The sequence below is a fragment of the Acidovorax sp. 62 genome, from assembly GCF_002754495.1.
GTDB lineage: Bacteria > Pseudomonadota > Gammaproteobacteria > Burkholderiales > Burkholderiaceae_C > Acidovorax.
Genome location: NZ_PEFJ01000001.1, coordinates 3422453 through 3436461, shown reverse-complemented (window position 1 = coordinate 3436461; position 14009 = coordinate 3422453). Strand labels below are relative to the sequence as shown.

13 protein-coding genes are annotated in these 14009 nt (G+C 64.5%); 10 read left to right on the top strand and 3 right to left on the bottom strand.

Features of this window, described 5'->3' with window-relative positions; genetic code table 11:
- Nucleotides 1-83 precede the first annotated feature (83 nt).
- The 4 genes from CLU86_RS15460 to CLU86_RS15445 all read left to right on the top strand — a co-directional run bounded on the left by CLU86_RS15460 (nt 84) and on the right by CLU86_RS15445 (nt 3886).
- Nucleotides 84-1319, top strand: a complete 1236-nt coding sequence (locus tag CLU86_RS15460) for a hypothetical protein (RefSeq protein WP_143226719.1) — start codon at nt 84-86, stop codon at nt 1317-1319.
- A gap of 85 nt (nt 1320-1404) precedes the next feature.
- Complete coding sequence (locus CLU86_RS15455; protein ID WP_099742227.1) at nt 1405-2016, top strand: TerD family protein; 612 nt, start codon at nt 1405-1407, stop codon at nt 2014-2016.
- A 64-nt stretch (nt 2017-2080) separates the two neighbouring features.
- Nucleotides 2081-3121 carry a hypothetical protein gene (locus tag CLU86_RS15450; RefSeq protein WP_099742226.1) on the top strand — a complete coding sequence of 347 codons (1041 nt, stop codon included), beginning with the start codon at nt 2081-2083 and terminating at the stop codon, nt 3119-3121.
- Nucleotides 3122-3139: 18 nt separating this feature from the next.
- Entirely contained in the window at nt 3140-3886 is a 747-nt protein-coding gene (locus CLU86_RS15445) for a VWA domain-containing protein (RefSeq protein ID WP_099742225.1), read from the top strand.
- Nucleotides 3887-4129: 243 nt separating this feature from the next.
- Here CLU86_RS15445 and proC read toward each other — a convergent pair whose 3' ends face one another.
- The 3 genes from proC to CLU86_RS15430 form a co-directional block, all read right to left on the bottom strand.
- Nucleotides 4130-4975: a pyrroline-5-carboxylate reductase gene (proC, locus tag CLU86_RS15440; protein ID WP_099742224.1), complete on the bottom strand. Its 846-nt coding sequence runs from the start codon at nt 4973-4975 to the stop codon at nt 4130-4132.
- Between the two features lie 134 nt (nt 4976-5109).
- A complete protein-coding gene (glpK, locus tag CLU86_RS15435) occupies nt 5110-6603 on the bottom strand; it encodes a glycerol kinase GlpK (protein ID WP_099742223.1) in 1494 nt (497 codons plus the stop codon).
- A 17-nt stretch (nt 6604-6620) separates the two neighbouring features.
- Complete coding sequence (locus CLU86_RS15430) at nt 6621-7385, bottom strand: DeoR/GlpR family DNA-binding transcription regulator (protein ID WP_099742222.1); 765 nt, start codon at nt 7383-7385, stop codon at nt 6621-6623.
- 273 nt (nt 7386-7658) lie between these two features.
- Between CLU86_RS15430 and CLU86_RS15425 the strand changes: the two genes are divergently transcribed.
- From CLU86_RS15425 to CLU86_RS15400, 6 genes are all read left to right on the top strand, one after another.
- The gene (locus tag CLU86_RS15425; protein WP_099742221.1) at nt 7659-8747 is read left to right on the top strand and encodes an ABC transporter ATP-binding protein; all 1089 of its coding nucleotides are present in this window, start codon (nt 7659-7661) and stop codon (nt 8745-8747) included.
- A 1-nt stretch (nt 8748) separates the two neighbouring features.
- Entirely contained in the window at nt 8749-9825 is a 1077-nt protein-coding gene (locus tag CLU86_RS15420) for an ABC transporter ATP-binding protein (protein WP_099743604.1), read from the top strand.
- Nucleotides 9822-10718: a carbohydrate ABC transporter permease gene (locus CLU86_RS15415; protein ID WP_099742220.1), complete on the top strand. Its 897-nt coding sequence runs from the start codon at nt 9822-9824 to the stop codon at nt 10716-10718. Before CLU86_RS15420 ends, CLU86_RS15415 begins: the two co-directional genes overlap by 4 nt.
- Complete coding sequence (locus CLU86_RS15410) at nt 10711-11523, top strand: carbohydrate ABC transporter permease (protein ID WP_099742219.1); 813 nt, start codon at nt 10711-10713, stop codon at nt 11521-11523. The genes CLU86_RS15415 and CLU86_RS15410 overlap by 8 nt, the downstream gene beginning before the upstream one ends.
- Nucleotides 11524-11679: 156 nt before the next feature.
- Nucleotides 11680-11988: a DUF2160 domain-containing protein gene (locus CLU86_RS15405; protein WP_099656889.1), complete on the top strand. Its 309-nt coding sequence runs from the start codon at nt 11680-11682 to the stop codon at nt 11986-11988.
- Nucleotides 11989-12186: 198 nt separating this feature from the next.
- Nucleotides 12187-13920 carry an ABC transporter substrate-binding protein gene (locus CLU86_RS15400; RefSeq protein WP_099742218.1) on the top strand — a complete coding sequence of 578 codons (1734 nt, stop codon included), beginning with the start codon at nt 12187-12189 and terminating at the stop codon, nt 13918-13920.
- Nucleotides 13921-14009 lie beyond the last annotated feature (89 nt).

The following is a 14009-nucleotide window of genomic DNA, read 5'->3' as shown; positions in this document are numbered from 1 at the left end:
TTTGAAGCAGCCCTGGCGCCCGCCGCAGCGCCATGGGTTCGCCATTAAACTCGGCCGCTGCCGATGAACTCCCAGAGACGCCCATGACCCGCAATCCACTGACCGCTACTGTGATTGGCGGCAACGCCGTCGTGACGCAACCCCCCGCTCAGGAGGCGCTGTCCGTGGCTGCGGTTTCGGCCGCTCCTGTGGCGTTGCCTGCGCACTTTCCCGTCACGCTCCACGCCGATCAACAGCAGCTGGTGCAGCAAAACCTGTCGCAGGTGGACTTTCTGACCCTGCCCACGCGCGAGGTCGTCACCCTGGGCGGCGACGTGGAAACGGCCCTGCACCGCACGCTCGATGGCTTTCTCTCGCGCATCGACCAGGGCAACGACCCCAAAATCTTCAAGCTGATCGCCAGCCTCAAAGAGGCCGTGGACAAGGAAGACCTGCCCGCATTGGCGCAGCGCATCCTGAACCCCGAGCCCACTTTGCTCTCGCGCATTGGTGGCCTGTTCAACAAGGCGGCTGCGGCCAAGGCGCTGGCCGCCGTGTGGGAGGAAACCCGTCGCATCGCCCTGGGCAAGACCAAGACGCTGGTCGACGTGGTGCAAAAGATGGATGCCGAGTTGCGCCAGGAGCAGCACAAGCTCGACACCGAAATCCGTGCGCTGGAGCAGCTCAAGGAGTCGTACCGTGACCGCTACAGCGACTTTGTCGTGGTGGTGGCCTTCTTGTCGCTGTTTTTGGCGCGTGCGCGGGAGCAGGTGGCGCAGGCCGAGTTGAGCGCCCAGCCCGGCAACCCGCAGGACACGGCCCACGTCACCGAACTCAAGGACAAGCTGCAGGCGCTGGAATCGCGCGCGCTGGCGCTCGAAGGCACGCTCAGCCGCCTGCCTGCCGACCAGCTGGTGATCCGTCAACTGCAAAACGCCGCCATTGCCACGCTGCAAGAAACCACCACCACCGCATCGAGCCGCTTTGCCAGCATCAAGATGACGCTGCTCACCCTGCACGGCGCGCTGGTCACCCAGTCGGTGCAGCAGTTGGCCGACCAAGGCGCCGCGCTGGACCAGAACCTGGCCGGTGTGCGCTCGGCGCTGATGAAAGACGTGGTGACCAAGGCCGCCAACGCGCCGGGCGACAACCGCCTGGCCCAGGCGCAGCAGCTGCAGGCCATCGTGGCCGACACCGCGCAGCTGGTGGGCGTGGTGGAGCAAGCCCGTGCCGACAACCAGCAAAAGTTTGCCCAGGCCCGCGAGATGTTTGCCCAGGCCCGCCAGGACATGCTGGCCGTGGGCCAGCAGCTGCGCCCCGACCAGGCCCTGAAATACTGACCCTGGCCCCCGGCCCGCCCCGCGCAATGCGCTGTGAGGGCGGGGCGCCCAGACACCCCCTGATGTTGCCCCGAAGGAAACCGACATGGCCCTTGAACTGAAGCTCTCCAAGCCCGGCGATACCGCCCCCAAACTGTCTCTGAACCTGGCCAAGCCCGCGCGCTTCACGGTGGAGCTGTCGTGGGATTCGGCGCACGACCTGGACACCCATGCGCTGCTGGCCAGCAATGGCGGCGGTGGCGCCAAGGTCACCAGCTTTGACCAGGTGCTGAGCACCTACAACGCCAAGAAGACCAACCCGCAAGGCGTGTTGACCACCAACGCCGATGGCTCGTTCTCCACACCCGAAGGCGGCATCACCCACTCGGGCGATGCACGCACCGGCGTGAACCTGGACGTGGACGAAACCCTGTCGATTGACGGCAGCAAGATCCCTGCGGGCGTGAACGAGATCCCGATCTTCGTGACCATCCACGCCGCAGCTGGCGCCAACTTCTCGTCCGTGAAAAACGCGGGCATCCGCATCAAGAACGACCAGGGCCTGGTGCTGGGCGAGTACCTGCTGTCCAACGAATTCGGCCCTTTCAACGCGGTGCAGATGGGCAGCCTGCTGCTGGACGGCAGCGGCTGGCATTACCTGGCCGCAGGCAGCGGGTTCAACGGCGATTTCAACTTCATCCTGTCGCACTTTTCGTGAGCGGCGAGGCGGGGGCGCAGTCCGTGTTCTGTAACGCCCCCTTTGAATCCATGCCCCTTGCCGGATGAAGCCCAAAGTCATCACCCACACCCCTGCCAGCCCGCAGGCGCAAGCAGCCGCCACGCCGGGGCCTGACGCCGCAGTTGGCGCGGGCTTGCGGGCCACGGTCATTGCGCCGGGTGGGGTGCCTGCCACGGTGCAGGGAGCATCGCGCCCCGCGCCCACCACGGTGGCGCCGCAGCCGGGTGTTGCACCCATTGCATCGCCCAGTGCTTCATCCGGGGCGCAAAAGGCCCCGCCCTCGGTGGTGCCGGGCACGATTCGCCGGGGTGTGGAGGTCAGCCTGCCGGAGCTGGTCCAGCGCTTTCCGGCCGCGATGCCCGAGGCGCTGCAGCAAGCCCAGCGCCTGCTGCAGGCCACCATCGTCGATACCCTGAGCGCAACCCAGGCCGCCCGCTGGGGCGAAGAGGCCCAGCAGCGCTATGGCGCGCTGGTCGATGCCTCGTTGCAGATCACCCAGGCCACCACGCTCCAGACCAGCCTGCGCCATGTGGCACGTTTGCATGCGCTGCTGCAAGGCATTGCCGACGAATGGCTGGCCCCCGCCAAGTCGCCGCTGCTGTTCTGGAAGACCAGCGCCGGGCCCGCCGCGCTGTTGCAGGCCAGCCAGGGCGAGCTGGCGCAACTGCGCCAGCACCTGGCCGAGGCCTTGCCCGCCCTGCGCAGCCTGCAGGCCGAGCTGCAAGGCATTGGCAGCGAACTGGCTCCGCTGGCCGTGCGGCTGGAGGCGCAAAGCCTGGCCGCGCACTACCTGGCCGATCTGCTGGACTCTGGCGCCGATCCACGCGCCCATGCCCTGCTGCAACGCGCCAGCGCGCTGGCGCAAACCGTGCTGCACATCCATGGGGGCCTGCAGCTGCGCCAAGGCAGCCAGCACAGCCTGGATGGGCTGGTCCACCGCATCCAGGACACCGTGCTGATGGCCCTGCCTGCGTGGACAGAAAAAGTGGCCCTGGCCACCCAGGCGCGGCAGTTGAACGACACCGAACGCTACGCCCTGGCGCAGCAACTGCAAGGCCTGCTGGGCCTGCTCCACCTCTCTTAACTTGACGGACGACCGAACATGGCGCTCACCCTGGACCTGAACAAATCGCAACAAGCCCTGGTGCTCAACCTGGCCAAGGCGGGCGTGAGCGAACCGCCCAAAGTGGACGTAGCGTTTGTGATGGATGTTTCCGGCTCGTTTGACGACGAGCACCGCCAGGGCGTGACCAACGACCTGCTCACACGCCTGATCCCCTGGGCCGCGCTGTTCGACCCGGACCAAAAGATGGAGGTCTACACCTTCTCCAACGGCCCCCGCAATGTGCACCACGCCACGGATGTGAGCGCCAAGAACTACGCGGGCTATGTGCAGCGCGAAATCATTGGCTGCCCCGGCTACATGGGCGCGACCGACTACTCCTACGTGCTGGAGCGTGTGCTGACCGATTTCGGGTGGATGACCGAGAAGCCCAAGGGCTTTCTGAGCCGCTTGTTCGGCGGCGGCGAAGCCCCGGCTCCTGCCGCCAAGCCGCGCCAGACGCTGATCTTCTTTGTGACCGACGGCGAAAGCGCCGACGAGGCCCGGACCACTGCGCTGCTGTCTGCCTCACAGGCGCGGGGCGACGGGGTGTACTTTCACTTTTTGGGGGTGAGCAACCAGTCCGCCCAGTTCCCCTACATCCAGGGCCTGGGGGACAAGTTCAGCAACGTGGGCTTCACGGCGGTGAACCGGGTGCGCCAATGGGTGCAGCAGTCGGACGATGCCATCAACCAGTCGCTCATCAGCGACGAGCTGGTGGCCTGGCTGACGGCGGGGCGTGCCTGAGGGGCGTTCGCCGTTTGGGTTTGGTTTGCTATTAAAAATATAGCTTCTAGCGCCTGTTCAATAAGCGCTAGAAGCCTATTTGTTTAAATAGTTGCCTGCCTCAGGTAGACCCTTCGCCCTGAGCCCGTCGAAGGGCTGTTTGCAAAAGGCGCCTTGGCTTCGACAGGCTCAGCCCGAACGGCTGGGGGATGAGCTGTCTGAGGCAGCTCGCTGATCAGTCTATTTGGCTTGGTGTTGGGTGCGTCAGCCGCCGAACTCGTTGCCCAGTTCGTCCGCCCGCTGGCGTGCGGCTTCCATGGCGCGCTCAAAGGCTGGGCCCACACCAGCGCCTTCCATGGATTGCAGCGCCGCGTAGGTGGTTCCGCCCTTGGACGTGACGCGCTGGCGCAGCACGGCCGGGGGCTCGTCGGAGCGGCGGGCCAGTTCAGAGGCGCCCACAAACGTGCCCACGGCCAGTTGGTGCGCTTGCTGCTCGCTCAGGCCCATGCCCACGCCGGCGCGGGTCATGGCTTCGAGGAAGTAGAAAACATAGGCCGGGCCCGAGCCGGAGAGGGCCGTGACGGCATCCAGCTGCTTTTCGCTCTCCACCCACAGGAACTCGCCGGTGGACGCCATGATGGCTTCCACACTCTGGCGCTCGGCTGGCGTCACGGCAGGGCGGGCGTAGATGGCGCTCATGCCCTTGCCCACCAGGGCCGGTGTGTTGGGCATGGTGCGCACGATGCGCTCGGTGCCGAGCCACTGGGCGATGCTGCTGGAGCGGATGCCTGCGGCCACGCTCAGGTGCAGGGCGGCCGGGGTGTGGGACTTGGCCTGTGCGGCCGCGTCCTTGAAGGTTTGCGGCTTGACGGCCCAGACCACGATGCCTGCGCGCTGCAGGGCGGGGCCGGCCTCTGCCTGGGCTTCAATGCCGTAGTTTTTGCGCAGCGCCTCGCGTGCTTCGGCCCAGGGTTCCACCACCTCGATCTGGCTGGCCGGAAGGCCCTGGTGGATCAGCCCGCCAATGATGGCGCTGGCCATGTTGCCGCCGCCGATGAAAGCGATGACGGGCAGGGTGGAGGCAGAAGCGGGGGCAGAGGTGGTGCTCATGGTCGGTCAACAGTCTGGAAGGGCCACGATGGTAGCGCGGGTGCCTCAGGCCTGCCGCCTGCCGCTACGGTTTGCTGTAGGCTTCATGATGCTGAAGCGAGGCTACTGCACCGCAGTCGGTCTCCATGCGCAGGTCATGCAGCCGTAGTCTGCCGTACTGCATGCTCCCAGTTCGCCATCAACTCTTGCGCGCGGCTGTTGCTAAGGGTGGGCACAAAACGGCGGTCGGCGCGCCACAGGTGGGAGAGTTCGCTGGTGCTGGCGTACACGCCGCTCGACAGGCCTGCCAGGTAGGCCGCGCCCAGCGCCGTGGTCTCGATGACCGCAGGGCGCACCACCGGGATGCCCAGCAGGTCGGCCTGGAACTGCATCAGCAGGTCGTTCACGCACGCGCCGCCATCCACGCGCAGCTCGCTCACCGGGGCGCCACCGGCGGCCACGGCGTCACGGCTCATGGCCAGCAGCAAGGCGGCGCTTTGGTAGGCGATGCTCTCCAGCGCCGCGCGGGCAATGTGGGCAATGGTGCTGCCGCGCGTGAGGCCCGTGATGGTGCCGCGTGCGTCGGGCTTCCAGTAGGGGGCGCCCAGGCCGGTGAATGCGGGCACCATCATCACGCCACCCGAGTCGGGCACGCTTTGCGCGAGCGACTCGACCTCGCTGCTGTTGGTGATGGCGCGCAGGCCATCGCGCAGCCACTGCACCACTGCACCACCCACGAAGACCGAGCCTTCCATGGCGAACTCGGGCTGCTTGGAAGCCTGCGCAGCGCTGGTGGTGAGCAAGCCGTTTTGCGATGTCTGAAAGGTGCTGCCTGTGTGCATGAGCATGAAGCAGCCCGTGCCATAGGTGTTCTTTGCCATGCCCGCCGTGAAGCAGGCCTGGCCGAACAGCGCGCTTTGCTGGTCGCCCGCCACGCCGCCGATGCGGATGGGGTGGCCCAGCAGGTCGGCCGCCGTGTCGCCAAAGTGGGCGGCCGAGGGCAGCACCTCGGGCAGCAGCGCCTTGGGGATGCGCAGCAGCGCCAGCAGTTCGTCGTCCCACTGGTTGGTATGCACATTGAACAGCATGGTGCGCGCGGCGTTGCTCACGTCCGTCACATGCACCTGGCCGTGGGTCAGCTTCCACATGAGCCAGCTGTCCACCGTGCCAAAAGCCAGTTCGCCGCGTTCGGCCGCGTCGCGCGCACCGGGCACATGGTCGAGCAGCCACTGCAGCTTGGTGCCGGAGAAGTAGGCATCCACCAGCAAGCCCGTCTTGGCCTGGATGGTGGCGGCGTGGCCTTGTTCGCGCAGCTGGGCGCAGGCGGGTTCGGCGCGCCGGTCCTGCCACACGATGGCGTGGTGCACGGGCTGGCCCGTCTTGCGGTTCCACAGCACCGTGGTTTCGCGCTGGTTGGTGATGCCCACGGCACGCACAGCGCTGGCCGCAATGCCCGCCTTGGCCAGCGCATCGCGTGCGGTGGCCAGCTGGGTGCGCCAGATTTCCAGTGGGTCGTGCTCCACCCAGCCGGGCTGGGGGTAGATCTGCGGCAGCTCCAGCTGCGCCTGCGCCACGATGTGGCCGCGTTCGTCGAACACGATGCTGCGGGAGCTGGAGGTGCCTTGGTCGAGTGCGAGCAGGTAGGTCATGGTCAAAAATCCAGGGGTCAGGCTGCCACGGTGCAGATCACACCGGCATCTTGCAGCAACGCGGGAAAAGGCTCAGGCGGTGGCGCATCGGTAAACAGCCGCCCAATCTGATTGAGTGTGGCCAGTTGCACCATGGCTGGGCGGTTGAACTTGCTTTGGTCGGCCGCCAGCCACACCTCGCGGGCCTGGCCGATGATGGTTTGGGCCACTTTCACCTCGCGGTAGTCAAAGTCGCGCAGCGAGCCGTCGGGCTCGATGCCCGAGATGCCGATGAGGGCGATGTCCACCTTGAACTGGCGGATGAAATCCACCGCCGCTTCGCCCACGATGCCCCGGTCGCGCGGGCGCACCACGCCGCCGGCCACGATGACCTCGCACTCGGGGTTGCTGCACAGGATGGCCGCCACGTTCAGGTTGTTGGTGATGACGCGCAGGCCGCGGTGGTGCAGCAGGGCCTTGGCGATGGCCTCGGTGGTGGTGCCGATGTTCAGGATCAGCGAGCAGTTGTTAGGCACCTGTTCGGCCACGGCGCGGGCAATGCGGGCTTTGCCTTCGGCGTGCAGGGTTTCGCGCTGGGTGTGGGCCAGGTTCTCCACCGTGGAGCTGGGCACGCGCACCCCGCCATGAAAGCGCGTGAGCAGGCCTGACTCGGCCAGCCGCTGCACATCGCGGCGTACGGTCTGCAGGGTTACGCCCAGGGTGTCGGCCAGTTGTTCCACGGTGGCGGACTTGCGGGTGCGCACTTCTTCAAGCAGTTGCAGTTGGCGGGGGTTGGTGTTCACGGGCAGACGGATGGGTTGTGCGTTCGGGGGGCTCGCCTGGGTGGTGCAGGCGGTGTTTTGTCATCGAATCGTAACGAAACTGAAATGAACAGAAAGCGAACGCCGTACGCTTTGCTGGACTTTAAATCGAACGAAAACGAAATGATTAAGGGTAAACCTGGATTCAATTCGAATCAAAAAGAACAAAAATGAAAAATATCGAAAATTACGGGCGGCTGGCATCCATGCGGGTCGTCTTGTCACACAGGCCGTTGGGCCGGAAGAGGATGCTTCATGCAGCTGGCACTGGACAGCATCAGCAAAAGGGTGGGGGCGCAGACCTGGCTTTATGACATGGGCCTGGTCTTGCAAAGCAATGCCGTGACGGTGCTGCTGGGCGCCACCCAGGCAGGCAAGACCAGCCTGATGCGCATCATGGCGGGGCTGGACACGCCCACCGCAGGCAAGGTGACGGTGGATGGTGTGGACGTGACGGGCATGCCCGTGCGCGAGCGCAATGTGGCCATGGTGTACCAGCAGTTCATCAACTACCCCTCGATGAAGGTGTTTGACAACATCGCCTCGCCACTGAAGCTGCGCGGCGACAAGGACATTGACGCCCGGGTGCGCGAGTTGGCCGGGCGGCTGCACATCGACATGTTTCTGGACCGCTACCCGGCCGAGCTGTCGGGCGGGCAACAGCAGCGTGTGGCGCTGGCGCGTGCACTGGCCAAGGGCGCGCCGCTGATGCTGCTGGACGAACCCCTGGTGAACCTGGATTACAAGCTGCGCGAAGAGCTGCGCGAAGAACTGACGCAGCTGTTTGCCGCAGGCCAGTCCACGGTGGTGTATGCCACCACCGAGCCGGGCGAGGCGCTGCTGCTGGGCGGCTACACCGCCGTGCTCGATGAAGGTCGGTTGCTGCAATACGGCCCCACGGCCGAGGTATTCCATGCGCCCAATTCACTGAGTGTGGCGCGCGCCTTCAGCGACCCGCCGATGAACCTGATCCCTGCCACGCCATTGCCGCAAGGCGTGCGGTTGCAAGGCGGTAGAGATCTGGCCATTCCACTGCCCGCAGGCAGCGCCGCTGGCGCCTTGACGGTGGGCGTGCGCGCCAGTGCCCTGCGCGTGCATGCCCACCCCGGCGATGTGAGCGTGAGCGGCGTGGTGGAGCTGGCCGAAATCTCGGGCTCGGACACCTTTGTGCACGCCCACACGCCCTGGGGCGAGCTGGTGGCACAGCTCACCGGCGTGCACTACTTTGAGCTGGGCACAAGCATCACCTTGCACCTGGACCCGGCGCAGGCCTATGTGTTTGGCGCAGACGAGCGCCTGGTGTGGGCGCCTGCCCGCCACCTGGCTGTACAAGGAGGTCGCTGAGATGGCGCGTATCAGTTTGGACTTGGCGCATTCGTACAAGCCCCACCCGCAGCAGGACAGCGACTACGCGCTGCTGCCCTTGAAGATGGAATTTGAAGACGGCGGCGCCTATGCGCTGCTGGGCCCCTCGGGCTGTGGCAAGACCACCATGCTCAACATCATGTCGGGCCTGCTCGTGCCATCGCACGGCAAGGTGCTGTTTGATGGCCGCGACGTGACCCGCGCCAGCCCACAGGAGCGCAACATTGCGCAGGTGTTCCAGTTCCCGGTGATCTACGACACCATGACGGTGGCCGAGAACCTGGCCTTTCCGCTGAAGAACCGCAAGGTGCCCGAAGCCCAGATCAAAGAGCGCGTGGGCGCGATTGCCGAGATGCTGGAGATGAGCCACCAGCTCAACATGCGCGCAGCGGGCCTGTCGGCCGACCAGAAGCAAAAAATATCGCTGGGCCGTGGCCTGGTGCGATCGGACGTGGCGGCCGTGCTGTTTGACGAGCCGCTCACGGTGATCGACCCGCACCTGAAGTGGCAGCTGCGCCGCAAGCTCAAGCAGATCCACCACGAGCTCAAGCTCACGCTGATCTACGTGACCCACGACCAAGTGGAGGCACTGACCTTTGCCGACCAGGTGGTGGTGATGACCCGCGGCCGCGCGGTGCAGGTGGGCTCGGCCGATGCGCTGTTTGAGCGGCCGCAGCACGTGTTTGTGGGGCACTTCATTGGCTCGCCGGGCATGAACTTTTTGCCTGCACAGTCGGACGGTGCCGAGCTGACCGTAGCGGGCCATCGCCTGGCGGCCCCCGCAGGGCGCGTGCTGCCCGTTGGTTCGCTGCAGGTCGGCATTCGCCCCGAATACCTGGCGCTGGCCGCTGCGCAGCAGCCCGGCGCCCTGGCCTGCAGCGTGGCACAGGTGCAGGACATCGGCACCTACCTGATGTTGACCGCGAAAGTGGGCGAGCACACGCTCAAGGCCCGCTTCAGCCCCGAGACGCGGCTGCCCTCGGCAGGCGACACGGTGTGGCTGCAGGTGCTGGGTGAGCACACCTGCTTTTACAAGAATGAGGAGTTGCTGGCATGAGCGCAACCACCAAACCCGTGAACCAGAAGGCCTGGTTCCTGATCCTGCCGGTCATTCTCTGCGTGGCCTTCTCGGCCATCTTGCCGTTGATGACGGTGGTGAATTATTCGGTGCAAGACATCATCAGCCCCGAGCGCCGAGTGTTTGTGGGCACCGAGTGGTTTGCCGCCGTGATGCGCGACGAGGAGCTGCACTCGGCCCTGTGGCGGCAGATCACCTTCTCGCTGGCCGTGCTGGCGGTGGAGATTCCGCTGGGCATTTTGCTGGCGCTGTCCATGCCCGCGCAGGGCTGGAAGTCGTCCGCCGTGCTGGTGGTGGTGGCACTGTCGCTGCTGATTCCTTGGAACGTGGTGGGCACCATCTGGCAAATTTATGGCCGGGCCGACATTGGCCTGATGGGCCGCATGCTGCAGGAGATGGGCATTGAATACAGCTACACCGGCAACGCCACGCAGGCGTGGCTGACGGTGCTGCTGATGGACGTGTGGCACTGGACACCGCTGGTGGCGCTGCTGGCCTTTGCCGGGCTGCGGTCCATTCCCGATGCGTATTACCAGGCGGCCCGCATTGATGGTGCCAGCAAGTTGGCGGTGTTCCGCTACATCCAGCTGCCCAAGATGCGCGGCGTGCTGATGATTGCGGTGCTGCTGCGCTTCATGGACAGTTTCATGATCTACACCGAGCCCTTTGTGCTCACAGGCGGCGGGCCGGGCAATGCGACCACGTTCCTGTCGCAGTACCTCACGACCAAGGCCGTGGGCCAGTTCGACCTGGGCCCTGCTGCAGCGTTCTCGCTGATCTATTTCTTCATCATCTTGCTGCTGTGCTTCATCCTCTACAACTGGATGCAGCGGGTGGGCACCGTCAGCGACGAAGGGGCTGGCCATGAATGAAAAACGCTTTCAAAAACGCACGCTGTTCCTGATCGCGTACCTGCTGTTTGCGCTGTTGCCCATCTACTGGATGGTGAACATGAGCTTCAAGACGAATGCCGAAATTCTCTCGACGTTCTCCTTTTTCCCGCAGCACTTTACGTGGGACAACTACAAGACCATCTTCACCGATGAGAGCTGGTATTCGGGCTACATCAACAGCCTGATCTACGTCAGCATCAACATGGTGATCACGCTTACCGTGGCGCTGCCAGCGGCGTATGCGTTCTCGCGCTACAGCTTCCTGGGTGACAAGCATGTGTTCTTCTGGCTGCTCACAAACCGCATGACGCCGCCGGCCGTGTTTTTGCTGCCGTTCTTTCAGCTCTACACCACCGTAGGGCTGATGGACACGCACATTGCCGTGGCGCTGGCGCATCTTTTGTTCAGCGTGCCGCTGGCGGTGTGGATTTTGGAAGGCTTCATGAGTGGCATTCCGCGCGAGATCGACGAGACGGCGTACATCGACGGCTACAGCTTTCCGCGCTTTTTCCTCACCATCTTCCTGCCGCTCATCAAGGCCGGTGTGGGCGTGGCGGCGTTCTTCTGCTTCATGTTCAGCTGGGTCGAATTGCTGCTGGCCCGCACGCTGACCAGCGTGAACGCCAAGCCCATCGTGGCCACGATGACGCGCACGGTGAGCGCCAGCGGCATGGACTGGGCGACGCTGGCGGCGGCGGGTGTGCTGACCATCGTGCCGGGTGCGATCGTGATCTGGTTTGTGCGCCACTACATCGCCAAGGGTTTCGCGATGGGACGGGTGTGATGCACCCCCTGAGTCGCCTGCGGCGCCTTCCCCCTCCAGGGGGACGACGCCCTCGCTGCGGGGCGGCCCTGGCTCGGCGTCCCTGGCCTTGGGCGTGCCAGTAGGGATGTGCTTTGGCGGTATCTGACGCCACGCTAATGGAAAGGAATGCTTCAAATGTTTGACTGGATGGCTTGGACGTTGCCCGTGGCGGTGTTCTTCATCTGCATCGTGCTCATGCTGATCGGCATGGCGGTGTGGGAGGTGAAATCGCCCACAACGATGCGCAAGGGCTTTTTGCCGCTGGAGACCACGCGCGGTGATCGGCTGTTTATCGGGCTGCTGTCGGCGGCCTATGTGAACCTGATTTTTGTCGGCATCAGCGGCAAGCTGGCGCAGTGGTTTAGCTTGGATGGCGATCCGTCCATCTGGATCAGCTTTGTGCTGTCGATGGCGCTGCTGGCGCTGGTGATGCGCAAGGGGTGATGGGCGCTTGGGCATCTGTGCGGTATCAAAACGATAGCTGCCTGCGCTTATTTGGTAAGTGATTGAGATAAAAAAGTATCTGAAGCATAGGTGCAGCAAGCGCTAGCAGCTATTGTTTTTGATGATGACAAGCCCCGGCCCGATTCCCCCCAGGGCCGGTGTTCATCCACCATGGGGGTTCCATCTGAGGAGACAACAATGAAGATGCAGTTCACGGCGATCGCGTTCGCCGCCACCACCCTGGCCCTGGGGCAAGCCGCCTGGGCCGGCGAGGCCGAAGCCAAGAAGTGGATCGACAGTGAGTTCCAGCCATCCACGCTGAGCAAAGACCAGCAGATGGCCGAGATGAAGTGGTTCATCGACGCCGCCAAGAAGCTCCAGGGCAAGGGCGTCAAGGAAATCTCGGTGGTGTCCGAGACCATCACCACCCATGAATACGAATCCAAGACGCTGGCCAAGGCGTTCGAGGAAATCACGGGCATCAAGGTCAAGCACGACCTGATCCAGGAAGGCGACGTGGTCGAGAAGCTGCAGACCTCCATGCAGTCGGGCAAGTCGATTTACGACGGCTGGATCTCTGATTCGGACCTGATCGGCACGCACTACCGCTACGGCAAGATCATGAGCCTGACCGACTACATGAGCGGCACCGGCAAGGAGTGGACCAACCCCGGCATCGACATCAAGGACTACATCGGCACCAAGTTCACCACCGGCCCTGACGGCAAGATGTACCAGTTGCCCGACCAGCAGTTCGCCAACCTGTACTGGTTCCGCGCCGACCTGTTCGAGCGCAAGGACATCAAGGACAAGTTCAAGGCCAAGTACGGCTACGACCTGGGCGTGCCACTGAACTGGTCTGCCTACGAAGACATCGCCGAGTTCTTCACCAATGACGTCAAGCAGATCGACGGCAAGGCCATTTACGGCCACATGGACTACGGCAAGAAGGACCCATCGTTGGGCTGGCGCTTCACCGATGCCTGGCTGTCGATGGCCGGCACCGCCGACATCGGTGCGCCCAATGGCCTGCCCATCGATGAGTGGGGCATTCGCGTGGCCGACGACAAGTGCACACCGGTGGGTGCTTCTGTATCCCGTGGCGGCGCGACCAACTCGCCAGCCGCCGTCTACGCTCTGACCAAGTACGTGGACTGGATGAAGAAGTACGCGCCCAAGGAAGCCACCGGCATGACCTTCGGCGAAGCGGGCCCTGTGCCCGCCCAGGGCCAGATCGCACAGCAAATCTTCTGGTACACCGCCTTCACGGCCGACATGACCAAGCCCGGTCTGCCTGTGGTGAACGCCGACGGCACCCCCAAGTGGCGCATGGCCCCTGGCCCCAACGGCCCGTACTGGAAGCAAGGCATGCAAAACGGCTACCAGGACGTGGGCAGCTGGACCTTCTTCAAGGACCACGACGCTAACAAGACCGCTGCTGCCTGGCTCTATGCCCAGTTCGTGACGGCCAAGACCACCTCGCTCAAGAAGACCCTGGTGGGCCTGACCCCGATCCGCGAGAGCGACATCCAGTCCAAGGCCATGACCGATGCAGCGCCCAAGCTGGGCGGTTTGGTGGAGTTCTACCGCAGCCCCGCCCGCGTGGCATGGTCGCCCACCGGTACCAACGTGCCCGACTACCCCAAGCTGGCCCAGCTGTGGTGGAAGAACGTAGCCCAGGCCGTGACGGGTGAAAAGACCCCGCAAGGCGCCATGGACACGCTGGCCGACGAGATGGACCAGGTGATGGCCCGCCTGGAGCGCGCTGGCATGGCCCATTGCGCGCCCAAGCTCAACAAGAAGGAAGACCCCAACAAGTGGCTGAGCGACAAGCAAGCCCCCTGGAAGAAGCTGGCCAACGAAAAGCCGAAGGGCGAAACCATCGCCTACCAAACCCTGCTGGACGCCTGGAAGGCTGGCAAGGTGCGCTGATGCGCGGGTAGTTTGATGGCTGCGCACGGCACAGCAAGGTGTGCCGTGCCTGCCGCCCTCCCTGGGGCGATGGTGGTGGGCAGCCCCAG

Coding starts and splice junctions, on each gene's coding strand:
- CLU86_RS15460 (WP_143226719.1), top strand. CDS start 84: ATGACCCGCAATCCACTGACCGCTACTGTGATTGGCGGCAACGCCGTC.
- CLU86_RS15455 (WP_099742227.1), top strand. CDS start 1,405: ATGGCCCTTGAACTGAAGCTCTCCAAGCCCGGCGATACCGCCCCCAAA.
- CLU86_RS15450 (WP_099742226.1), top strand. CDS start 2,081: ATGAAGCCCAAAGTCATCACCCACACCCCTGCCAGCCCGCAGGCGCAA.
- CLU86_RS15445 (WP_099742225.1), top strand. CDS start 3,140: ATGGCGCTCACCCTGGACCTGAACAAATCGCAACAAGCCCTGGTGCTC.
- proC (WP_099742224.1), bottom strand. CDS start 4,975: ATGAGCACCACCTCTGCCCCCGCTTCTGCCTCCACCCTGCCCGTCATC.
- glpK (WP_099742223.1), bottom strand. CDS start 6,603: ATGACCTACCTGCTCGCACTCGACCAAGGCACCTCCAGCTCCCGCAGC.
- CLU86_RS15425 (WP_099742221.1), top strand. CDS start 7,659: ATGCAGCTGGCACTGGACAGCATCAGCAAAAGGGTGGGGGCGCAGACC.
- CLU86_RS15420 (WP_099743604.1), top strand. CDS start 8,749: ATGGCGCGTATCAGTTTGGACTTGGCGCATTCGTACAAGCCCCACCCG.
- CLU86_RS15415 (WP_099742220.1), top strand. CDS start 9,822: ATGAGCGCAACCACCAAACCCGTGAACCAGAAGGCCTGGTTCCTGATC.
- CLU86_RS15410 (WP_099742219.1), top strand. CDS start 10,711: ATGAATGAAAAACGCTTTCAAAAACGCACGCTGTTCCTGATCGCGTAC.
- CLU86_RS15405 (WP_099656889.1), top strand. CDS start 11,680: ATGTTTGACTGGATGGCTTGGACGTTGCCCGTGGCGGTGTTCTTCATC.
- CLU86_RS15400 (WP_099742218.1), top strand. CDS start 12,187: ATGAAGATGCAGTTCACGGCGATCGCGTTCGCCGCCACCACCCTGGCC.